This window comes from Catenuloplanes japonicus (genome assembly GCF_000717135.1).
Lineage (GTDB): Bacteria > Actinomycetota > Actinomycetes > Mycobacteriales > Micromonosporaceae > Catenuloplanes > Catenuloplanes japonicus.
Genome location: NZ_JNXY01000004.1, coordinates 387,517 through 406,142, shown reverse-complemented (window position 1 = coordinate 406,142; position 18,626 = coordinate 387,517). Strand labels below are relative to the sequence as shown.

The following is an 18,626-nucleotide window of genomic DNA, read 5'->3' as shown; positions in this document are numbered from 1 at the left end:
GGCTCACCCGGCCACGACGAGCGGTAACACGGCACCACGGAGGCCCGGGGCGGCGGTCGCGACGACGCGGCCGCCCTCGGAGCCGGGCAGGATGTCGTGCCGGGCCGGGTCGAGCGCGACGCCCCCGGCCGGCCAGAGCCACTCGTGCACGGCGACGGCGTCGCGCAGCGGTGTGGCGCCGTCACGAGCCTCGATGAGGGTACGGACGAGCGCCGCGTCGTTGCGCCACGAGGTGTCGCCCAGCAGGTCGGTGACGGTGTCGCCGACCAGGCGGTGCCGGGTCTCCGCGTCGGTGGCCGGGGTCAGGAGCACCCGGCAGAGCGCGTGCATCGCGGCGCCGCGGGCCGGTGCGGGCGCGTCGGACCCGGCGCGGCGGGTGAGCACCTTCGCGAGCCGGAGCAGCGGGCCGTCCCGCCAGGTGCGGTAATCCTGTGCGAGGTCGTCGGCGGGCGGCGGCGGGGACGGGCGGAGCGCCGCCACCTCGGCGCGGAGCGCGGCGACCTCGGCGCGCAGGGCCGCGAGCTCACTGCTCCGGCGGGCGCGCATCTGCTTCCCGAGCCGCATGATCACGCACCCTACCAGCGATTGTCGGGTGCTCCCGCGGGCGTACCGTGGGAATCGCGTTTAATTGGTTGTGCGTGTTGTGCGGGGTCACTAACGTGTATTCCAGCACCGAGCGAGACGGACGAAACGAAGGAGGCGATGGCGATGTCGAAGAACGTAGTAATGGCGAAGAGTGTTGCCTGGCGCCTGCAGCCGAGTTCATCCGTCCGAGGTCCCGACAAGCGGCGCCGCCTGGGGTAGTACGCCTACCCGGCTAGACGCGCCGCCTGAGTCCGACATCGGACCGGGCGGTTTTTCGTATCCCATACGGGTGTAGCTCAACTGGTAGAGCAACGGCCTCCAAAACCGTAGGTTGCGGGTTCGACTCCTGCCGCCCGTGCGCTTTGTCCTGCGCATTTTATGCGCACGGAAATGATGATTGAGAATTCCATAGCGGATGGTTAAGTACGGGATGTGGCGCAGCTTGGTCAGCGCGTCCGCTTTGGGAGCGGAAGGCCCCCGGTTCGAATCCGGGCATCCCGACGATGCGGTTGTAGCACAACGGCAGTGCGGCTGCTTGCCATGCAGCAGACCGGGGTTCGACTCCCCGTAACCGCTCTCACCTCGACAAACCCATGAAAGGAGGATCCGGTGGACGTGCTGGTGCTGAACGCCGACCTCGGCCCGTTGCACCGGGTCAGTCTCCGCCACGCGGTGCGGATGCTGGTGCGCCGCGTGGCGGAGGTTCACGAGTCGCACCCCGACTCGCAGATAGGCGTCTGGCCGGTGCCGACCGTGGTGCGGCTGGTCAGCTACGTGGTGACGCGCTGGCGGCACTCGCGTGGCCCCGGCTGGTCGCGGGCCGGCGTGCTGGTCCGGGACGGCCGTCGCTGCGTCTACTGCGGCGGCCACGCCTCGACGATCGACCACGTGATGCCCCGCTCGCGCGGCGGCCGCAACTCATGGGCGAACACGGCCGCCGCGTGCGGCGCCTGTAACCAGCGCAAGGGTGACCGCACGCCTGTCGAGGCGCGCATGCCCCTGCGATTCCGGCCGGTCGCCCCCACCTGGGCGGCAATGGCCCTGTGACGTCCCGGGCCGTGTCGATCACGGCCCGGGACGCCCCGGTGCGGGCTGGTGCAACCGGCAGCACATCCGGCTCTGACCCGGACGATGGAGGTTCGAATCCTCCGCCCGCAGCGTTTCTCGCAATGCAAGGAGAGTTGGCCGAGCGGTCCAAGGCAGCGGTTTGCTACACCGTAGCGGGGGCGAACACCTCCGCCGAGGGTTCGAATCCCTCACTCTCCTCCACGCCTCTGTAGCTCAGCGGATAGAGCACCGGATTACGGATCCGGGTGTCGGGAGTTCGAATCTCTCCAGAGGCACCTGCTAAAACGCCGTGCCCTCATGGGGCTCCTAGAAACTCTAGGGGCACCGTGGGGGCACGGCGTTTTTTGCTGCCCTGGTTTCTGCTGCGCAGAGCTGCCTGACTGCAGCGCGCGGCCGGCCGCAACACGCTCGGGCGACAGGCTGGCGACAAGTGCTGCTCAATCCTGCTCAATCCTGTACGCTTCTGCTTCATGGAGCCCATGCACGCCAGCCCCCGCGTCGACGGGGCGAAGATGCGCCAACAGCGCCAGCGGAAGCGCCTCACGATCACCCAGCTCGCCGACACGATCGGCCTGTCCGTCTCCTACGTCGCGCAGATCGAACGCGGCCAGCGGCCCACCGTGAAGCCCGCGACCTACGGCCGCATCACCGACGCCCTCGGCGTCAGCTACGACGACCTCCTCAAGGCCGGGCCGACGGCGGCCGCGGCATGACCGACGTCATCGAGCAGCCGCTATTCATCCCCGGCGCCCCGGACCCGTTCGTCTACACCCTGGAACAGGTCGAGTACCTAACCGGCTGGACCGTCCGCTCCGTCATGGACGAGTGCAAGGCCGGCCGCATCGACCACGTAAACCGCAAGGGCACGTACGGCATGACCCGCGAGCAGATCTACAAGGCTGCCGAGGCCTACACCCGGCAGGCGACCGAAGCGGCCAACGCCGCGGAAGCGAAGCGGATCGCGGACAGCAACACCATGCGCCAGGTCGCCGCCGGCATGCGCACCCGCGGCCGTAGCCGCGCCAAGCGCGTCGCCACGGCTTAACGCAAGGAAGCCCCGGCCGTCCGACCGGCCAGGGCTTCACAGCTCAACCGTCCACCTGAGAGGACGCCGAGATGCTCGCTGAGCAGACTACACCGACAACCACCAATATCACCGGGCCCGACCCGCTCTGGCGCCTCGTCGCCGAGCAGCGCGAAGCCCGCGGCCTGTCCATCAACAAGTTCGCCGCGATGATCGGCAAGCTCGCCCCGACGCACCGCTCCCACGAGGCCGGCGAGCGCCGCGCCTCCATCCAGGACCTACGGGCCGCACTCGCCGCCGTCGGCCTGCAGCTGTCCGCGATCCCGAAGGGCTGGGCCGCGACGCCCACCCCGAACGGCTCGACCACCCAGGTCGAGTGGGCGGCCATCTTCCCGAACGGCGTCGTTCGGCCGCAGCAGGACGAGCGGGCCGCACGTGACTTGGCCGTTCTGATCCCGGGCGTGGTCGCCGTGTCTCGCAGTGTGCACGCCGGCCCGTGGACCGCCGACACCCAGGAGGTGGCGGCATGACCGCCCCGAAGCACGCCCGCCGTCCCGCCACCCCGGTCGAGGTCCGGTGTGTCGCCTGGCACCCGAACCCGGAGATCGCCGCGGACCTCGCCGCCCGCCCGGCCGGGACGATGATCGTGTTCGCCGACGACCTCTGCCAGTGCGGCCGCCAATTCCTGGACGCGACCGACGCCGACCTGTCCGGGCACGACGGGCGGACCGTGTTCGAAGACCCGGCCGGGATGCTGTTCGGGTCGCCGAAGTGCGCCGGCGCCTACTTCGACGGCGGCCCGGACGACCGCGGCGAGCCCGCCCCGGTGCCGTCGGCGCGCGAGCTGGCGTTGGAGGGTATCGTCCGCGAGTTCGTCGCGGCCCGGTCCGGTCCGACGTCGTGGGCTGACGACGAGGTGCTGTTCGTCCGCGCGCAGATGCTCGTCGGCGGTGCGGCATGACGATCGCCCCGGAGCGCCCGAGCGCCGCATTCCTCCTCTACCGCCGCGTGGCCGCGGCAGCGCTGGCCCCGATCACCGAGACGTGCAAGACCTGCAACGCCAGGCCGGGTATCCACTGCCGCAGCCGCACCGGCTATCAGGTGCAGTTCCACAAGCCCCGCCGTGACGCGGTTGCGCACCTGAACGAGGACGAGCGGGCTGCCGCCGTCGAGACGCTGCAGGCCGGGCAGGCAAAGCGGCGCGCCGACGCCGAGCAGGCCCGCGCCGAGCTGGCCGCGGACCCGGCCCGGTCGGCGGCGCAGGCTGCCTCGCACGCCCGGATCCAGGCCGCGTGGGACGCGACGGCGGTGGCGCTGTGACCGTCGAGCTGAAGAACCCCGCCACCGCGCAGGACGCCGCGGACGCGTTCAACGAGATGGCGCCGGTCGGCATGCTGGTCCGCTACTGGCGGAGTGGCCGCCAGGGCCCGCCGTCCGGCGTTGGTCGGGTCTACCACCCGTCCACGGTCCTCGGTGGGCACACCGCGGTCGCCTGGATCTCGGGCTGCTCCGGCGCGGTCAGCCTCACCCACGTCGAGGTGCTGGACCGGGCCGCCCTGGTCGAGGAGACCGCTGCCGCGCTGGTGGTGGCGCTGTGACCGCGCTGACCACGGCCGTCACCGGCCTGATCGAGCGGGTCCGGACCGCGCGCGCCGCCCAGCAGTCGGTCACCTGCCCGTACTGCCAGCGGCCCGTCGCCGGCCTGCTGTCCGGGTGTGAGCAGCCCGCGTGCGTCAGCGCCGAGATCGCCGCCGACGCGCGCTTCCAGCGGGCGGTGGACCTGTGACCCGCCTGCCGTCCCTCGCCGAACGAAAGCCCGTCCGTACCGACACCGTCACGTTCTCGGACGGCTCGACCAGCGACTACACGCCGCCGGTCAACACCCTGGACCCGCGCTACACGGCGTGCGCCGACCACCGCGTCGGCTGTGACTGCCGCGAGGCGGACCTGCGCGAGGACATCGCCGACCTGCGGATCGAGGTCGAGTCGCTGCGCGCTGAGAACCGCCGGCTTCGGGCGCTCATGGTGTCCGTCGCCGACGGTCTGAACCAGGAGGCTCGGCGATGACCGCGACCATGCCCGCCCTCGCAGTCCCGGTCTCCAGCTGGGACGCCACCGACGACGAATGGCGCCTGGCCCGCACCCGCGGGCTCGGCGGCTCGGACATCTCCGCGGTGCTCGGCTTCTCCAGCTACCGGACGCCGTGGGACGTGTGGGCGGAGAAGACCGGCGTCCGGTCCTGGGCCGACGACGACGCGACCGCCGCATCGGATCTCGGGACCGCGCTGGAGCCGTGGATCGTCGACCAGGCCGCCCGGCTCATCGGCGCCCCCGTCGGCCGGACCGGCCATCGCATGTACGCGCACCCGGTCCACGGGTGGCGGCTGTGTTCTCCTGACGCCGAGGTCGCCGACGGCCGGCTCGTCGAGGCGAAGACCGCCGGGCTCGCCTCGGGCTGGGGTGCGGCGAAGGGCTGGGACGACGGCGGGATTCCGCTCGGCTACGAGTTCCAGTGCCGCTGGTCCATGCACGTCCTCGACCGGCCCGCCGTCGAACTGATCGCGCTCGCTGCCGGCCACGGCCTGATCCGGCGCACGGTCGTCCGGGACCTGGACGTCGAGGCGGACATGGTCGAGCAGGTCGCCGCGTGGCGTGACGAGCACATCGTCGACGGGATCGAGCCGCCGCTCGGCGCGGTCGACAACAAGGCACTCGCCGCGCTCTACCCGGTCCCGAACGGCAAGCAGGTCGACCTCGACGGCACCGATGCCGAGGAACTCCACGCCGCCTACCTCGCCGGCCTTGAGGCCGAGAAGGCGGGCAAGGCCGCGAAGGAGACCGCGGGCGCCGGGCTGAAGAAGCTCCTCGCCGAGAACGAGAAAGGCCAGCTCGGCGGCCGGGTCGCCGTCGCCTGGTCGAGCAAGACCGGGCACGTCGACTGGCCGCGTCTCGCCGCCGACCTGGCCGAGGCCGCCGGCGTGCCGATGCCGAACCCCGAGCTTTACCGCAAATCCCCCAGCCGCTCCCTCTCCGTAAAGGATCTCGCCAAATGACCAACGCTGCTGCTGCCGCCCTTGCTACCCGCCGTGAGAACGGTGGTGTCGCCACCAGCTCGATCTCCGACCGGATCCGGTCGATGGAGTCCCAGTTCCAGGCCGCGATGCCGAAGGGCGCAGAGGCCGTCCAGCTCGTCCGGGACGCCCTGACGGCGATGCGGATGACGAAGAACCTCGCCAGGTGCGAGGAGACCTCGGTCCTCGGGTCGCTGATGACGTGCGCCCAGCTGGGGCTCCGGCCGGGTGTGCTCGGGCACGCGTGGCTGCTGCCGTTCTGGGACGGCAAGAACAAGGGCTACAAGGCGCAGCTCGTGATCGGCTACCAGGGCCTGATCGAGCTGGCCCACCGCTCCGGGAAGATCCAGTCGCTGATCGCCCGGACCGTGTACGCGAACGACGAGTTCGACGTCGAGTACGGGCTCGCCGACACCCTGAAGCACAAGCCGAACCTGTTCGAGGACCGCGGCGACCCGATCGCCTACTACGCGGTCGTGAAGTTCGTCGGCGGCGGGCACGCGTTCTTCGTCATGTCCCACCGCGACATGCTCAAGTACCGGGACAAGAACGCGACCGCGAAGAACAAGGACGGCAAGGTCTTCGGCCCGTGGGTCGACCACTTCGAGGGCATGGCCCACAAGTCCGTCGTCCGGCAGCTCGCGAAGTACATGCCGAAGTCGACCGAGCTGGCGGTTGCCCTCGCTGCCGACGACGGTGTCCGTGTCGACATCAACCCCGGCACCGACCCGGCCGAGGCCACCGACCACCCGGTCTTCGAGGGTGAGGTCATCGACCCGGTGTCCGGACCGCCCGCGGCAGACCGGCCGGTGTCGGGCCCGCCGGCCGCGCCGGGACCGATCCAGCCGCAGCAGAAGGCCGCCCTGACCCGCCTGTGGACGAAGCTCGGCTACGCGGGCGACGACAACCACGCCGCCCGGATGGCGATCGTCGCGAAGGAGCTCGGCGGGCTGTCGGTGGAGTCGACCGACGAGCTGACCCAGGCCGACGCCGACCAGCTCATCCGTGCCCTGAACCGGGCTAGCGAGCAGCAGGCCGACGCCTGATGAGTATTGAGACGGGGTCCGCGCACCACGGCGCGGCCCCGCGCACCTGGACCATCACCGTCAACGACCCCGGCTGCGGGTTCCTGACCGCGAACGTCCGCGGGCACTCGCGCGAGAAGGCCCGCGTGACGAAGGCCTGGCGGGACGTGACCTACCAGCTCGCCCAGTACGCGAAGCTCCCGACCGGGCTGCACCGCATCCGGGTCGACGCGATCATCCGGCCGACGACGAACCGCGGCCGGGACATCCTCGGGAACTGGACCGATGCCGCCAAGCCGTCCGTGGACGCGCTCGGGCCGGCGTTCGTCCGCGGCGGGAAGAAGCCCGCCCACGCGCCCGGCATCGGCATGATCCCGGACGACAACCCAACTCACCTCGACGGGCCGTACCCGCATCTTGGGTCGATCTCCAAGCCGGTCGGGTCGCTGACCCTCGTCATCGTCGACCTGTCGCAGCTCCACCCGACCCGCACCTGGTCCCCGGACCTGCCCGTTGATGTAGCCGAGGACCGGCGGATCACCGCCAAGCGCGCCTGCAACGGCTGCGGCCTGCCCGTCGGTGACGTCCTCAACGCCGAGGTCGAGGCCGCGCTCGCCGGACGGCCGCTCCCAGACGTACGCCGGCACTGCCTCGTCTGCAAGGTCCCGACCGCAGGCGCGCACCGCGACGAGCAACTCCCGCACGGGGCCGACGTAATCACGGTCGGTGCCCTGTGAAGGCGCTGACGGTCAAGAAGCCTTGGGCGGACTGCATCATCCGCGGCGAAAAGAACATCGAGAACCGCAGCAGGTCCACCAGCCACCGCGGGCTGATCGCGATCCACGCCAGCCTGCGCATCGACCGCGACGGCATCCGCGACCCGCACGTCTCCGCCCTGTTCGGCGACGACCTGACGCCGGGCGTGCCCGTCGGGCACGTCATCGCCGTCGCCGAGATCGTCGGCGTGTGCTCGGCGTCCCGCGCCGATCGGTACGTCGTCTGCCGGTGCGGCATGTGGGCCCGCCCGGGCGCGCACCACTGGCAGATCGCCAACACCCGGCCGCTCCCGGAGCCGATCGCCGCCCGCGGCGCGCTCGGCCTGTGGACGCTGCCCGCCGACATCGAGCACCAGGTGCTCGCACAGCTCGGCGCCACCGACACCAGCTCCGCCGGCCAGCCCGGCGACCTCACCGAGGAGACCTCATGACCACGCCCACCGCCGAGATCGTCCTGATCCCATTCCACGGCGCCCAGATCCACAGCGTCATGTTCGACGGCGAGCCGCACGTCGTACTCAAGCCGACGCTCGAAGAGATCGGCATCGACTACTCCACCCAGCTCCGCAAGATTCGCGGCCGGTCGTGGGCAACTGTGGGCCAGTGCCCCACGGTTGCCGAGGACGGCAAGGTCCGGGACATGGCCGTCATCGGCCTCGACGCCTGGGCCATGCTCCTCGCCAACATCCACGAGGACCGCGTCGCCGCCGAGGTGAAGCCGCTTCTCGTCGAGTACCAGAGCAAGAGTGCGAAGGCTCTGCGCGAGTTCTGGACCAAGGGCGGCGCGATCAACGAGGCGGCCAGCGACGAGCAGCTCGCCGACCTCGCCGACGAGATCGAGGCGAAGCGCGCCGACCGCGCCCGCCGTCGGCTGGAACTGCTCGCGCTCATGGGCGGGATCGCCGACCCGGTGTGGCTCGACGGCCGCGCCCGCCACGAGTACGCGCTCGTCGTCGGCGAGAAGCCCGACATCGCCCCCGAGGACCGACTACTGACGGTCGACGGCTACCTGGTCGACCGCGGTGTGCCGAAGGCCGACCTGGTATCGATCCGGTCGACGTTCGGCAAGAAGCTCAAGGGTGCGTACGTGCTCGAGCACGGCGAGAACCCGGGCGAGGTCCTGGCGCTGGTCAACGGCCGCGAGCGGTCCGTGAAGGCGTACTACGAGCGTGACCGGCACCTGTTCGACCAGGTCTTCGACGCGGGCTACGCGCACCTCGCGCCGGCGATGCTCCCAGGGGTGGCGGCGTGACGCGGCACGTCGTGCAGATGTCGGGCGGCATGGGCAGCTGGGCGACCGCCCGCAGGGTCGCCGACCGGTACGGCACCGCCGATCTGACGCTCCTGTTCGCCGACACCCTCGCCGAGGACACCGACCTGTACCGGTTCCTTGACCAGGCTGCCGCCGACATCGGCGTGCCGGTCACCCGTGTCTGCGACGGACGTACTCCTGAGCGGGTCGACGTCGACCGCCGGTGGCTGTCGAACTCTCGGGTTGCGCAGTGCTCCCTCGAATTGAAGATCAAGCCGTGTCGTAGGTGGCTGGAGGCGAACTGCGACCCGGCCAGCACCGTCCTCTACGTCGGCATCGACTGGACCGAGATGCACCGCATTCCTGGTATCGCCGCCGGGTGGAAGCCGTGGACGGTCCAGACCCCGATGTGTGAGCCGCCGTACGTCGACAAGCGGCAGATCGAGGACCAACTGCGGCGGCGCGATATCGAACCGCCGCTGCTGAACCGGATCGGCTTCCCGCACAACAACTGCGGCGGGGCGTGCGTACGGGGCGGACAGGCCCAGTGGGCGCACCTATTGCGCACCTTTCCCGACCGTTTCGCGGCAAAGGAAGCCCACGAGGAGGAGATGCGGGCGGAACTTGGCACCGACGTGTCGATTCTGAAGGACCGTTCGGGCGGCGAGTCACGGCCGCTGCCGCTTCGTCTCTTCCGGTCCCGGGTCGAGGCGCAGGACGCCGCGCTGGCGCAGCAGGGCGACCTGTTTGACGAACTGGACTGGGGTGGCTGCGGCTGCCTCACCAACTTCGAGGCGGTGGCCGCCTGATGGCCACCACGACGACGGTGAGCGGGTCCACGTCCGGCGTGCTCACCTCCCGCCAGCACGAGATCCTCGTCCTAATCGCGGACGGCTGCGACAACGCGGAGATCGGACGGCGGCTTCACCTGTCCGAGGGCACGGTCAAGAACTACAGCCGGGTGGCGTTCGGCCGGCTCGGCGCCGTGAACCGTGCGCACGCGGTCGCGATCTGGGGGAGGCGGCAGCTGCAGCTTGCGGCGGCCGCGCGGCGCCGGTACGCCGACAACCTCGACCCGGCCAGCGCGGTCGGGCAGCACGCCGACCGTGAAGCGGACGCGCTCGAGCTGGCCGTCCGGATCCTCGCGGGCGGTGAGTTGTGATCACCGACCTGATGCTCGGCGCCGCAGCCGCGCCTGCATGGATCGCCCCGACCCTTCTCACCGCCGGCGTCGTCGCAATGGTCGCGCTGGCTGCGTCCCGGCGGTGGTGGCCGTGACCACCGGAATCGACCTCCACCCCGACGATCTGGAAGCCCGCCTCCGGCTCCGCGACGCACTCGTCTCTCGACGCCTCGACGCCGGGCTGACGACCAGGCAGCTCGGCAGCCGGCTTCACATCAGCGCCCGATGCGTGTGGACGATGGAACGCCGCACCAGCAGCCGAGCAGGCCTGTACCTGGCGTGGGCGAGGGCCCTGGACGCCACGGTCGGCCTGCGGCTGCGCGGCCTGCCCGCCGTGCCCGACGACGCGTACATGAACGGGCTCCGGAAGCTCACCCCGATCACCCCCGGGCACGCGGACCGGATCCGGCTCAAGCTCCTCGCCGCCGAACTCCGCCTGGCCCGCGTACAGGCCGGGCTGCGCGCCGAGGACGTCGGCGCCCGGATCGGGGTGTCCGCGTCGGCGGTCGTCCAGAACGAAAACTTCGACCCGGCCCAGATGCGGCTCGCGATCTACCAGCGGACCGCGCGCGCCATCGGCGGCCGGCTCGACATTCGCGTGCACGCGGGACGCCGCCACCTCGAGGTGGCGGCGTGAAGTCCCTGAACGAGTGCGAGCGCCTCATCGCCGTCGGCCGGATCCGGCGGACCGAGGTCACAGCCGCCCGCGCGCTGATCGAACACGTCGCCACCTGGCGGCACGGCGGCGGCGACCCCGGTTACGACGCCGCTGACGCGCTCATCCAGGCGTACGACGAGTACCCGCACCAGGCGGAGGACGGCCGATGAGCCGCCGCGTCAACCGGTCCTGGGCCGCGAAGAACCGCCGCTACCGGCGGGCCGTCCTCCGCCAAGACGACCTGATCACCAACCACCGGCACGTCCCGTGGTTCTACGCCGACGTCGACGAGTTCCTCCGCCGCGGCGACAGCCTGGCCGACGTGCGCGCCGCCCACCGAACGGAGCCCATCCGATGACCGTCGACCTGGACGCCATCCGCAACACCTGGCTCGGCCAGTGCGGGCCGTGCGACGCCAGCCTGCCCGGCGCGTGTACCTGCGTTCAGGGCGACCCGCGCACCGTCATCCTCGACCTGGTCCGCGAGATCGAGCGGCTCGACGCCGAGGCCGGCGACCTGCGCGCGCTGTTCGAGCTCCAGTGGACCCGGACGAGGGAAGCGGACGCACGCTGGCGCGCCGAAGACCCGACCGCCCGCGCCCACATCATGCCGGACCTCGGCGAGCTGCTGCGCTGGCTCATGGACGACGCCGACCAGGTGCGCTCCGAGGTCATCGACATGCAGCCCATCTGCCGGGCCGCCGACCAGGTCGTGCAGGCGATGCAGCGGGAGGCGATCCGGCCCGTCGACCGGACCGCCGAGCTGGCCCTCGCCAAGCTCGACGCCGCCGTCCGCGACTGGCCGCGCGCCACCAACAGCACCGCCACCGTGTCCGCGACCAGCGAGGAGAACGCCCGTGGCTGAGACTTCGATCGAGTGGACCGAGCGCGTTTGGAACGCCACCACCGGCTGCGACCGCATCACCGCCGGCTGCGACAACTGCTACGCGCTGACCATGGCGAAGCGCCTCAAGGGCATGGGTTCCGCGAAGTACCAGAACGACGGCGACCCGCGCACCAGCGGGCCCGGGTTCGGCGTCACCGTCCACCCGGATGCGCTCACCGAACCGCTCCGCTGGCGCAAGCCGGGCATGATCTTCGTCAACTCCATGAGCGACCTCTTCCACGCGAGGGTGCCGCGCGAGTTCGTCGTCCGGGTCTTTGCCGTCATGGCGTCCACCCCGCACCTGACCTACCAGATCCTCACGAAGCGGCCCGAGCGCGCCGCCAGAATGCTCACCGACCTGTGCGACTGCGGGTCCGGGCACGCCCCGGGCGTTCACTTCCGCTCCGACATGGAGTGGGCCGCCACGCCGCACAGCCCGACGTACGTGCCCGGCCTGGAGTCTGGCATCTACCACCGCACCGTCTGGCCGCTCCCTAACGTGTGGATCGGCACGTCGATCGAGTCCGACCAGCACGTACGCCGCGCCGACGCACTCCGCAACACGCCCGCCGCGGTCCGGTTCATCTCCGCCGAACCGCTCCTCGGGCCGCTCCCGTCGCTCGACCTGGCCGGCATCGACTGGCTCATCGCCGGCGGCGAGAGCGGCCCCCGATCCCGGTCGATGGACCTGAGCTGGGTGCGGGACCTCGTCGGTCGATGCCGTACCGCCGGGACCGCCCCGTTCGTCAAGCAGCTCGGCTCCGTCTGGGCCGCCCGATCGCCGCAGGTCGTCGTCGACTCCTGCTCGGTGTCCGCGTCGGACACGCCCGTCTCCAGGGTTGACAAGAAGGGCGGCGACTGGCAGTTCTGGCCGCCCGACCTGCGCGTCCGCGAGTTCCCGCGCGTCGCCGAGGCGGTGAGCGCGTGAACGGCGGTACCGGCATGGACAAGACCACCATGATGCCCACGCAGACACCCGACGGCGAGGCCGTCCAGCTCACCCGCGAGAACGGCGCCGCCGTCTGGGAATGGGCCGACTCCAAACCGCACTACGACCCCGCGGCCGGCGGCGGCCTGCACATCACCGGCCTGAACGTCTACACGGCGGCCGGGCGGGTCAAGGCCGAGTTCGGCGACTGGATCGTCCACACGCGCGGCGGGGACTGGCGGGTCGTGGCCGTCGCCGACGCCTACCGGTGGTGCGCCTGCCACCACTACCCGGTCGGCGAAGACGACGGCGCCGAACGCGAACCCGTTGAAGGCTGCCCGATCCACCACGACGACGACCGGTGGGACGACCCGCCCGCGGCGCCGCTCGCGCCCGGCGAGAACCCGTTCTAGCTGACCCGCCCTGCCCGGCCGGACCTCACCCGGCCGGGCGCACCACCTGCTCCAGCACCAGCACCGCCACATAGAAGGAGGAACCGATGACCGTACGGGTCAGCGCCGCACTGCTCGACCTCGCAGACCGGCCCCACGTGCTCTACCGGTTCTTCGACAGAGCCGACGTGCTCCTCTACGTCGGCATCACCGCGAACTTCGGCGCCCGCATCGCCAAGCACGCCCGCGACAAGCCCTGGTTTGACCAGGTCGTTGACATCCGCAGGGAGCACTACTCCAACCGCGCCGACGCGCTCACCGCGGAGAAGGCCGCCATCCAGACGGAGAAGCCGCTCTACAACGACCAGCACAACGAGATGACGACCATCCCCGGCCTCACTGTCGACGAGGAGTGGCTACGGCTGAACTGGCACGACCTGCCCGCCGAGACCCGCCGCACAGTCGAAGGGCCCGCCGCCGCAGACGCCCGCGAGGCGCTCGCCGAGGAGATCCTGCACCTGCTGGAACCGCCGTCCTCCAGCGGCGCCAGCAGGGTGCTGGCCTTCTACCAGTCCGAGATGGCCGGCGGCGCCGCGTCGTGGGCGTACGGGGCGGTTATGCGCCTGCAGATGCAGCTCGGGCACGCGGACCGCGTCATCCGGGAACTCCTCGAATCGATCCCGCGCAGGGACGCAAAGATCTGTCTCGACTGGGCCGACGAGCAGTCCGAGTTCGAGGTGCCGGACCTGCCGCCGGAGAGCCGGTTCAGGTCCGCGATTGAGGAGTACACGCGCCTCCTGAACGTGCGGTACCTGACGGCCCTTCCCGAGCGGGAGCGGGAGTGCTGGACCTGCCTCGCCCGGGACATGAACCCGCACAGTTCCAGCGTGCAGATCGACGGCATCGCCGCCAGATACGCCCGCGCCTTCAAGGAAGCCGACGAGCTGCCGGACGGCGCCTGCAACAGCCGCTACGAGGACCAGCAGTTCTGCCCGTTCCGGCCGATGACCCCGGTCCACCTCGACGAATGCACGGAGTGTGAGGACGTGTGCGGAGGTCACGACCTGTGGTGCGACGACCACCTCATCGACATCGTGCGCGCCGCCCGCCGTACCGGGGTTTCCGAGTGGCCGGACCGGCACGGCAAGCCGATCAAGTTCCGCCTCACCTACCTGCTTGAGGACGTGCTGCTCTGATGGGCTGGGGCCGGATGGACGACAACTTCGACGACCACCCCAAGGTGCTCGCGATCCTCGACGAGATGGAGGGCGCCGCGACCGCCATCGGGCTGTGGGCGCTGTGCTTCGCCTACGTCAACAGGAACCGCCGTAAGGGCAAGGGTGCGCCCGGGTTCGTGCCCTCAGGCCTCCCGCGCCGCTACTTCGGGTCGGAGGCCGGCGTCGGCGTGAAGCTGCTCGTGCAGCACGGGCTGTGGGATGTAAGCCCGGCCGACGACGGCTGGTTCTTCCACGACTTTGGCGACTACCTGCCGACGGAGAAGACCCGAGAGGCCCGGTCAGAGGCTGGCAAGCGCGGCGCAGAGAAGCGGTGGGCAGCGAAGCGTGAGGCCGAGGCTAGCGCTCAGGAGATCGCTGAGGATGGCAATTTGCCATCGGCTTGCCATGACGTTGATAGCAACGCCGTAGCAAACGATGGCTCGCGCACGCCTGCGCGCCGGGATCCCACTCCCACTCCCAACCCCGAAGGTCAAGAGCACATGGTCACCGCTGCGCGGCGACCGCCTGCTGATGACCTCTTCGACGGGTTCGACGGCATGGCGGTGCTGCACGAGCAGTCGATCGCCCAGACGAAGGCCGCCAAGGCCGCAGCCGAGGCGGCTGCCTTGGCGCGAGCGGACGCCGAGTTTGACGCCTGGTGGTCCGGCTACCCCAAGAAGGTTGCCCGCCAGCCGGCACGCAAGGCGTGGACCGGGGCACGCAAGAAGGTGTCGGCCGAGGTGCTGACGGATGGGCTCGCCAGGTACGTGGCGCACCTCCGCGCCGAGGCCACCCCGCCCCGCGCGATCGCCCACGGGGCGACGTGGCTGAACGAGAGCCGGTGGCTGGACGACTACCGGCCCACCGTCGCCCCCGTCAGCCCGATCCCGCGCCGCGTTCCGCCGAACGAACGCTGCCCCGAACACCCCACGTTCAACGCAGCGACCTGCGGCCCGTGCCGCGCCGACCGGCTTTCCTCTGGCGGGCGGCAGTCCGCATGACGGCCCACACCTGCATCCCGACTCCCGGAGGTCAGTAGATGAGCACCGCCACCGAGACCCGGCACCTGCACGCCGTCGAGCTCGCCGACCCCGGCTACGCGGAGAGCGGGCTCGCCGACCCGGCCGCCGAGCAGGTCGTTCTCGGCATGATGATGGGGCTGCCCCGCATCGTTGATGATGTCGTCGACATCCTCCAGGCCGGCCATTTCAACAGCCCGAAGCACGGCCGGATCTTCGGCGCGATCACCGGCCTGTGGGCGTCCGGCGAGCCCACCGACGCGGTTGCCGTCGCCCGCGCCCTGGACGAGTCCGGCGACCTGAAGCGGATCGGCGGCGGCCCGTACCTGCACACCCTCCTCGCCCGTGCGACAACATCCGGGACGGCCGGTTACCACGCTGGCATCGTTCTCGACTGGGCCCAGCGCCGCCAGCTCTACGAGGCCGGCCTGCGGATCGTCCAGGTGTCGCAGTCGCTGCAAACCCCGACCAGCGAGGTCATCGACGACGCGCAGCGCGCCGTACATGAGGCGACCGTCGAACGGACCTCGGGCAGCCTCGCCGCATTCTCGGAGTTCGGCGACGACGAGCTCGCGCACCTGGAGCGGATCATCGCGGGTGAGATCCCGCGCGGCCTGTCGAGCGGCCTCGCTGCCCTCGACGACCTCCTCGGAGGGTTCCTGCCCGGCCAGCTCATCATCCCGGCCGGCAGGCCCGGCTCCGGGAAGTCGACCCTCGGGCTGCAGTTCGCGGTCGCCGCGGCACGGGCCGGACACCCGGCGATCGTGTTCACGCTGGAGATGTCCCGGCGGGAGCTGACCTGGCGGCTGCTGTCGTCGGTCGCCGGGATCAACCTGTCCGCGTTCACGTCCGGGCACCTGAACTCCGACCAGATGGCGAAGGCCCGCGCCGCCAGCCAGATGATCGCGAAGTGGCCGCTGCACATCGACGACCGCACGAACACCGTCGCCGGGATCCGGACCGAGACCCGCCGGTTCCGGCAGCGGCACGGCGCCCTCGGCCTCGTCTATGCCGACTACCTGCAGCGGTTCGTCCCGACCCGGAAGTTCGACCGCAAGGACTTGGAGGTCGGCACCCACGCGAAGGAGCTGAAGACCCTCGGCCAGGAGCTGGAGGTGCCGATGATCGTGCCGTCGCAGCTCAACCGCGGCTCCGAGTCCCGGACGGACAAGATCCCGCAGCTCTCGGACATGCGCGACTCGGGCGAGGTCGAGCAGGAAGCCGACGTGGTGATCCTGATCCACCGGCCGGACTACTACGACGCCGAGTCCCCGCGCGCCGGCGAGGCGGACCTGATCGTGGCGAAGAACCGGAACGGGCCGAAGGAGACCGTCACGGTCGCGTCGAAGCTGCACGTGGCCCAGTTCGCGGACATGGGGATGTTCCCGTGACCGCCGTGTGCATGTCGTGGCTGACCGTCGACTTCTTCGCCCGCCACGGCTGGCAGTTGGCCACCGCGCCGGACGGAACGAGGACGGCGACCCGGCCGGAGAACCCCGGCCTGGTCCTGCCGGTCCCGGCGCCGTGCGGGCACGCCGACTGCCCGACGACCCACACCGCGCCCGTGTCGGTCAACGTGCCGGACGACCTGGGCGGGATGCCGTGGTGACGCCGACCCCGTTCTACGCCGACGCGACCGTGACGCTGTACTGCGGCGACATGCGCGAGATCGTGCCCGGCCTCGGCCGCGTCGACCTGGTGCTGGCCGATCCGCCGTACGCCGAGACGACCCTGGCCTGGGACCGGTGGCCGGACGGCTGGCCCACGATCGCCGCACAGGCCACGGACTCGATGTGGTGCTTCGGCAGCATGCGGATGTTCCTCGAGCGCGCGCTCGAGTTCTCCACCTGGACCATGTCGCAGGACGTCGTCTGGGAGAAGCACAACGGCAGCGGGTTCGCCGCCGACCGGTTCCGGCGCGTCCACGAGCACGCCCTGCACTGGTATCGCGGCGCATGGTCGGCGATCCGGCACGAGGTGCCGCGCGTCGCCCGCCCCGGCCCCGCGAAGTCGGTCCGCAACCGTACGGCCGTACCGCACACCGGGAAGATCTCCGGCGGGTCGTACGTCGACGACGGGCAGCGCCTGCAGCGGTCCGTCATCCAGGCCGCGTCCGCGCACGGCCGGGCGATCCACCCGACCGAGAAGCCGACGGCGATCATGGCGCCACTTATCGAATACGGGTGCCCGCCGGGCGGTGTGGTGCTCGACCCGTTCGCCGGGTCCGGCTCCACCGCGGTCGCCGCCCGGCTCCTCGGCCGGCGCGCGGTGCTGGTCGAGGCGGACGAGCGCTACTGCGAGGCGATCGTGGCACGGCTCGCCCAGGGCGACCTGTTCGCGGAGCTGACCGCGTGACCGCGCTCCTGCCCTTCGCTGGCCTTACGCCGGTCCCGTGCCGTGGCGGCTGCGGCCAGCTCCTCACGGACTCGGTGTCGCGCGCGGTCGGCTACGGCCCGGACTGCGCGGCCAGGTACGGCATCCCGCACCCCCGAAACGCGACCAGCCCTCGTTTGCCAGTTGCGCGGCAGGCAGGGCCGACGTTGCTCGACCTGATTGGAGACCCGATGACCGAACCAGAGACTGCCGTCCGGCATGCTGAGCGCCCCGCAGGAGGCTCGAACCCACCCGCCGCATACCCCGGTAACCCCCAAGTCGCCCTGGACGCTCTCAGCGGGCCGAACGGCGACGCGCCCCTCACCGAGGAACGCATCCGGGCCGCGATCGGCGCCGTCATCGTCCAGTCCGGCTGCTACGACGCCGACGACAACGACCCGAACGCCCCCGACTACCTCCAATGGCACCACTGCCACGACGAGCCCGCCTGCCCCGGCGCGACCCGGCCGTGCGCGTGCTCCGGCGTCCCGTACGTCAGCGACGCCCTCTGGGCACACCTCCAGCCGATCGTTGACCGGCTCCGGCACGCCGAGCGCGACCGTGACCGCCTCCACCAGGCGATCGACGACTGGCTCAACAGACGGACCAGCGTGGACGACCTGTACGCGGCCCGCGACCAGCAGACACCCGGCGAGGAGACGCGCCATGGCTGAGCCCGTCATTCTCCGCGCGCAGATGGACGCCCCGCCGCTCACCGACGGCCAGGCTGCGCAGATCGCCGTCGCGCTTGGGTCCGGCGCCGCCGGGATCTGCTGGACCAGGTGCTACCCGTGCCAGTTCAGGGAGTGCCCGGCAGACCCGCACACGTGGATGGACGCCGACGAGGCCGCCCACGCCGGCGCGACCACCGACGAGCAGCGGGCCGCGCTCACCCAGGCCAAGCCGTGCGGGTGCGCCTGCATGGACCAGCACCGAACCCCGAAGGAGACCCCGTGAGCAGCAGCTCCACCTCGTCCAACAGTGGCGGAGGCAGCATCGGATTCGCCGGCCTGCTCGCCGTCCTGTTCATCGGCCTCAAGCTCACCGGCTACATCGACTGGAGCTGGTGGTGGGTCCTGTCGCCGCTGTGGATCAGCGCGCTGTTCGCGCTCGCCGTGCTGCTCGTGCTCGGCGGCCTCTACCTGGCGTTCGGGAAGCGACGTGGCTGAC

The 18,626-nt window shown here is 71.0% G+C and carries 31 protein-coding genes and 6 tRNA genes; 36 read left to right on the top strand and 1 reads right to left on the bottom strand.

All coding sequences use genetic code 11. The features are described 5' to 3' along the window. Nucleotides 1-3: 3 nt before the first annotated feature. A complete protein-coding gene (locus OP04_RS08885; protein WP_033339000.1) occupies nt 4-564 on the bottom strand; it encodes a hypothetical protein in 561 nt (186 codons plus the stop codon). Between the two features lie 306 nt (nt 565-870). Between OP04_RS08885 and OP04_RS08880 the strand changes: the two genes are divergently transcribed. The 36 genes from OP04_RS08880 to OP04_RS08705 all read left to right on the top strand — a co-directional run bounded on the left by OP04_RS08880 (nt 871) and on the right by OP04_RS08705 (nt 18,625). Further along, nucleotides 871-943 (top strand) — tRNA-Trp (locus tag OP04_RS08880). 68 nt (nt 944-1,011) lie between these two features. Then, nucleotides 1,012-1,086, top strand: a tRNA-Pro gene (locus OP04_RS08875). Between the two features lie 4 nt (nt 1,087-1,090). Then, nucleotides 1,091-1,161: transfer RNA gene (locus tag OP04_RS08870), tRNA-Gly, on the top strand. 33 nt (nt 1,162-1,194) lie between these two features. Continuing rightward, nucleotides 1,195-1,632, top strand: a complete 438-nt coding sequence (locus OP04_RS08865) for an HNH endonuclease (RefSeq protein ID WP_033338999.1) — start codon at nt 1,195-1,197, stop codon at nt 1,630-1,632. A gap of 39 nt (nt 1,633-1,671) precedes the next feature. After that, nucleotides 1,672-1,743: transfer RNA gene (locus tag OP04_RS08860), tRNA-Gln, on the top strand. A gap of 17 nt (nt 1,744-1,760) precedes the next feature. Next, nucleotides 1,761-1,854, top strand: a tRNA-Ser gene (locus OP04_RS08855). A gap of 1 nt (nt 1,855) precedes the next feature. Continuing rightward, nucleotides 1,856-1,928 (top strand) — tRNA-Arg (locus OP04_RS08850). Between the two features lie 195 nt (nt 1,929-2,123). Beyond that, nucleotides 2,124-2,366 carry a helix-turn-helix domain-containing protein gene (locus OP04_RS08845; RefSeq protein ID WP_085066312.1) on the top strand — a complete coding sequence of 81 codons (243 nt, stop codon included), beginning with the start codon at nt 2,124-2,126 and terminating at the stop codon, nt 2,364-2,366. After that, nucleotides 2,363-2,698, top strand: coding sequence for a hypothetical protein (locus OP04_RS08840; RefSeq protein WP_033338998.1), 336 nt, complete (start codon nt 2,363-2,365; stop codon nt 2,696-2,698). Before OP04_RS08845 ends, OP04_RS08840 begins: the two co-directional genes overlap by 4 nt. A 71-nt stretch (nt 2,699-2,769) precedes the next feature. After that, the gene (locus tag OP04_RS08835) at nt 2,770-3,207 is read left to right on the top strand and encodes a helix-turn-helix domain-containing protein (RefSeq protein WP_033338997.1); all 438 of its coding nucleotides are present in this window, start codon (nt 2,770-2,772) and stop codon (nt 3,205-3,207) included. Further along, entirely contained in the window at nt 3,204-3,638 is a 435-nt protein-coding gene (locus OP04_RS08830; protein ID WP_033338996.1) for a hypothetical protein, read from the top strand. The genes OP04_RS08835 and OP04_RS08830 overlap by 4 nt, the downstream gene beginning before the upstream one ends. Next, nucleotides 3,635-3,997 carry a zinc finger domain-containing protein gene (locus tag OP04_RS08825; RefSeq protein ID WP_033338995.1) on the top strand — a complete coding sequence of 121 codons (363 nt, stop codon included), beginning with the start codon at nt 3,635-3,637 and terminating at the stop codon, nt 3,995-3,997. The genes OP04_RS08830 and OP04_RS08825 overlap by 4 nt, the downstream gene beginning before the upstream one ends. Then, the gene (locus tag OP04_RS08820; RefSeq protein ID WP_033338994.1) at nt 3,994-4,275 is read left to right on the top strand and encodes a hypothetical protein; all 282 of its coding nucleotides are present in this window, start codon (nt 3,994-3,996) and stop codon (nt 4,273-4,275) included. Before OP04_RS08825 ends, OP04_RS08820 begins: the two co-directional genes overlap by 4 nt. Next, nucleotides 4,272-4,463, top strand: a complete 192-nt coding sequence (locus OP04_RS08815; protein ID WP_033338993.1) for a hypothetical protein — start codon at nt 4,272-4,274, stop codon at nt 4,461-4,463. The genes OP04_RS08820 and OP04_RS08815 overlap by 4 nt, the downstream gene beginning before the upstream one ends. Continuing rightward, complete coding sequence (locus OP04_RS08810) at nt 4,460-4,744, top strand: hypothetical protein (RefSeq protein WP_033338992.1); 285 nt, start codon at nt 4,460-4,462, stop codon at nt 4,742-4,744. Before OP04_RS08815 ends, OP04_RS08810 begins: the two co-directional genes overlap by 4 nt. Next, the gene (locus OP04_RS08805; protein WP_033338991.1) at nt 4,741-5,730 is read left to right on the top strand and encodes a YqaJ viral recombinase family nuclease; all 990 of its coding nucleotides are present in this window, start codon (nt 4,741-4,743) and stop codon (nt 5,728-5,730) included. Before OP04_RS08810 ends, OP04_RS08805 begins: the two co-directional genes overlap by 4 nt. Then, nucleotides 5,727-6,794, top strand: a complete 1,068-nt coding sequence (recT, locus tag OP04_RS08800; protein ID WP_063746567.1) for a recombination protein RecT — start codon at nt 5,727-5,729, stop codon at nt 6,792-6,794. Before OP04_RS08805 ends, recT begins: the two co-directional genes overlap by 4 nt. Continuing rightward, nucleotides 6,794-7,510 (top strand): hypothetical protein, encoded by a 717-nt coding sequence (locus OP04_RS49385; protein WP_051797289.1) that lies wholly within the window; start codon nt 6,794-6,796, stop codon nt 7,508-7,510. The genes recT and OP04_RS49385 overlap by 1 nt, the downstream gene beginning before the upstream one ends. After that, nucleotides 7,507-7,980 (top strand): ASCH domain-containing protein, encoded by a 474-nt coding sequence (locus OP04_RS08790; RefSeq protein ID WP_051797288.1) that lies wholly within the window; start codon nt 7,507-7,509, stop codon nt 7,978-7,980. Before OP04_RS49385 ends, OP04_RS08790 begins: the two co-directional genes overlap by 4 nt. Then, nucleotides 7,977-8,801 carry a phage antirepressor N-terminal domain-containing protein gene (locus OP04_RS49380; RefSeq protein ID WP_051797287.1) on the top strand — a complete coding sequence of 275 codons (825 nt, stop codon included), beginning with the start codon at nt 7,977-7,979 and terminating at the stop codon, nt 8,799-8,801. Before OP04_RS08790 ends, OP04_RS49380 begins: the two co-directional genes overlap by 4 nt. Next, complete coding sequence (locus OP04_RS08780) at nt 8,798-9,610, top strand: adenine nucleotide alpha hydrolase family protein (RefSeq protein ID WP_198153767.1); 813 nt, start codon at nt 8,798-8,800, stop codon at nt 9,608-9,610. Before OP04_RS49380 ends, OP04_RS08780 begins: the two co-directional genes overlap by 4 nt. Continuing rightward, the gene (locus tag OP04_RS49375) at nt 9,610-9,963 is read left to right on the top strand and encodes a helix-turn-helix domain-containing protein (RefSeq protein WP_051797286.1); all 354 of its coding nucleotides are present in this window, start codon (nt 9,610-9,612) and stop codon (nt 9,961-9,963) included. The genes OP04_RS08780 and OP04_RS49375 overlap by 1 nt, the downstream gene beginning before the upstream one ends. A gap of 112 nt (nt 9,964-10,075) precedes the next feature. Continuing rightward, the gene (locus tag OP04_RS08770) at nt 10,076-10,621 is read left to right on the top strand and encodes a hypothetical protein (protein WP_157239535.1); all 546 of its coding nucleotides are present in this window, start codon (nt 10,076-10,078) and stop codon (nt 10,619-10,621) included. Then, nucleotides 10,618-10,812 carry a hypothetical protein gene (locus OP04_RS08765; protein WP_033338989.1) on the top strand — a complete coding sequence of 65 codons (195 nt, stop codon included), beginning with the start codon at nt 10,618-10,620 and terminating at the stop codon, nt 10,810-10,812. Before OP04_RS08770 ends, OP04_RS08765 begins: the two co-directional genes overlap by 4 nt. Next, a complete protein-coding gene (locus tag OP04_RS08760; RefSeq protein ID WP_033338988.1) occupies nt 10,809-11,000 on the top strand; it encodes a hypothetical protein in 192 nt (63 codons plus the stop codon). The genes OP04_RS08765 and OP04_RS08760 overlap by 4 nt, the downstream gene beginning before the upstream one ends. Next, nucleotides 10,997-11,506: a hypothetical protein gene (locus OP04_RS08755; RefSeq protein ID WP_033338987.1), complete on the top strand. Its 510-nt coding sequence runs from the start codon at nt 10,997-10,999 to the stop codon at nt 11,504-11,506. Before OP04_RS08760 ends, OP04_RS08755 begins: the two co-directional genes overlap by 4 nt. After that, nucleotides 11,499-12,455 (top strand): DUF5131 family protein, encoded by a 957-nt coding sequence (locus tag OP04_RS51500; RefSeq protein WP_051797285.1) that lies wholly within the window; start codon nt 11,499-11,501, stop codon nt 12,453-12,455. The genes OP04_RS08755 and OP04_RS51500 overlap by 8 nt, the downstream gene beginning before the upstream one ends. Then, complete coding sequence (locus OP04_RS08745) at nt 12,452-12,868, top strand: hypothetical protein (protein WP_033338986.1); 417 nt, start codon at nt 12,452-12,454, stop codon at nt 12,866-12,868. The genes OP04_RS51500 and OP04_RS08745 overlap by 4 nt, the downstream gene beginning before the upstream one ends. 86 nt (nt 12,869-12,954) lie before the next feature. Continuing rightward, the gene (locus OP04_RS49370) at nt 12,955-14,043 is read left to right on the top strand and encodes a GIY-YIG nuclease family protein (RefSeq protein ID WP_051797284.1); all 1,089 of its coding nucleotides are present in this window, start codon (nt 12,955-12,957) and stop codon (nt 14,041-14,043) included. Between the two features lie 14 nt (nt 14,044-14,057). Next, a complete protein-coding gene (locus tag OP04_RS08735) occupies nt 14,058-15,065 on the top strand; it encodes a hypothetical protein (RefSeq protein WP_157239532.1) in 1,008 nt (335 codons plus the stop codon). 38 nt (nt 15,066-15,103) lie between these two features. Further along, complete coding sequence (locus OP04_RS08730; RefSeq protein ID WP_051797283.1) at nt 15,104-16,474, top strand: replicative DNA helicase; 1,371 nt, start codon at nt 15,104-15,106, stop codon at nt 16,472-16,474. After that, nucleotides 16,471-16,692: a hypothetical protein gene (locus tag OP04_RS08725; protein ID WP_033338984.1), complete on the top strand. Its 222-nt coding sequence runs from the start codon at nt 16,471-16,473 to the stop codon at nt 16,690-16,692. The genes OP04_RS08730 and OP04_RS08725 overlap by 4 nt, the downstream gene beginning before the upstream one ends. Next, a complete protein-coding gene (locus OP04_RS08720; RefSeq protein ID WP_198153766.1) occupies nt 16,689-17,438 on the top strand; it encodes a DNA-methyltransferase in 750 nt (249 codons plus the stop codon). Before OP04_RS08725 ends, OP04_RS08720 begins: the two co-directional genes overlap by 4 nt. A gap of 209 nt (nt 17,439-17,647) precedes the next feature. Then, the gene (locus OP04_RS08715; protein ID WP_157239530.1) at nt 17,648-18,130 is read left to right on the top strand and encodes a hypothetical protein; all 483 of its coding nucleotides are present in this window, start codon (nt 17,648-17,650) and stop codon (nt 18,128-18,130) included. Further along, nucleotides 18,123-18,413, top strand: coding sequence for a hypothetical protein (locus OP04_RS08710; RefSeq protein WP_033338982.1), 291 nt, complete (start codon nt 18,123-18,125; stop codon nt 18,411-18,413). Before OP04_RS08715 ends, OP04_RS08710 begins: the two co-directional genes overlap by 8 nt. Next, on the top strand, nt 18,410-18,625 hold the full coding sequence (locus tag OP04_RS08705) for a hypothetical protein (protein WP_033338981.1): 216 nt from the start codon (nt 18,410-18,412) through the stop codon (nt 18,623-18,625). The genes OP04_RS08710 and OP04_RS08705 overlap by 4 nt, the downstream gene beginning before the upstream one ends. The last annotated feature ends 1 nt before the right edge of the window (nt 18,626 follow it).

Excerpts from the sequence above, each read along its gene's own strand:
- OP04_RS08835 (WP_033338997.1), top strand. The coding sequence starts at position 2,770 with ATGCTCGCTGAGCAGACTACACCGACAACCACCAATATCACCGGGCCC.
- OP04_RS08840 (WP_033338998.1), top strand. The coding sequence starts at position 2,363 with ATGACCGACGTCATCGAGCAGCCGCTATTCATCCCCGGCGCCCCGGAC.
- OP04_RS49385 (WP_051797289.1), top strand. The coding sequence starts at position 6,794 with ATGAGTATTGAGACGGGGTCCGCGCACCACGGCGCGGCCCCGCGCACC.
- OP04_RS08755 (WP_033338987.1), top strand. The coding sequence starts at position 10,997 with ATGACCGTCGACCTGGACGCCATCCGCAACACCTGGCTCGGCCAGTGC.
- recT (WP_063746567.1), top strand. The coding sequence starts at position 5,727 with ATGACCAACGCTGCTGCTGCCGCCCTTGCTACCCGCCGTGAGAACGGT.
- OP04_RS08805 (WP_033338991.1), top strand. The coding sequence starts at position 4,741 with ATGACCGCGACCATGCCCGCCCTCGCAGTCCCGGTCTCCAGCTGGGAC.
- OP04_RS49370 (WP_051797284.1), top strand. The coding sequence starts at position 12,955 with ATGACCGTACGGGTCAGCGCCGCACTGCTCGACCTCGCAGACCGGCCC.
- OP04_RS08760 (WP_033338988.1), top strand. The coding sequence starts at position 10,809 with ATGAGCCGCCGCGTCAACCGGTCCTGGGCCGCGAAGAACCGCCGCTAC.
- OP04_RS08730 (WP_051797283.1), top strand. The coding sequence starts at position 15,104 with ATGAGCACCGCCACCGAGACCCGGCACCTGCACGCCGTCGAGCTCGCC.
- OP04_RS08735 (WP_157239532.1), top strand. The coding sequence starts at position 14,058 with ATGGACGACAACTTCGACGACCACCCCAAGGTGCTCGCGATCCTCGAC.
- OP04_RS08885 (WP_033339000.1), bottom strand. The coding sequence starts at position 564 with ATGCGGCTCGGGAAGCAGATGCGCGCCCGCCGGAGCAGTGAGCTCGCG.
- OP04_RS08825 (WP_033338995.1), top strand. The coding sequence starts at position 3,635 with ATGACGATCGCCCCGGAGCGCCCGAGCGCCGCATTCCTCCTCTACCGC.
- OP04_RS08710 (WP_033338982.1), top strand. The coding sequence starts at position 18,123 with ATGGCTGAGCCCGTCATTCTCCGCGCGCAGATGGACGCCCCGCCGCTC.
- OP04_RS49380 (WP_051797287.1), top strand. The coding sequence starts at position 7,977 with ATGACCACGCCCACCGCCGAGATCGTCCTGATCCCATTCCACGGCGCC.
- OP04_RS08715 (WP_157239530.1), top strand. The coding sequence starts at position 17,648 with ATGACCGAACCAGAGACTGCCGTCCGGCATGCTGAGCGCCCCGCAGGA.
- OP04_RS08830 (WP_033338996.1), top strand. The coding sequence starts at position 3,204 with ATGACCGCCCCGAAGCACGCCCGCCGTCCCGCCACCCCGGTCGAGGTC.
- OP04_RS08845 (WP_085066312.1), top strand. The coding sequence starts at position 2,124 with ATGGAGCCCATGCACGCCAGCCCCCGCGTCGACGGGGCGAAGATGCGC.
- OP04_RS49375 (WP_051797286.1), top strand. The coding sequence starts at position 9,610 with ATGGCCACCACGACGACGGTGAGCGGGTCCACGTCCGGCGTGCTCACC.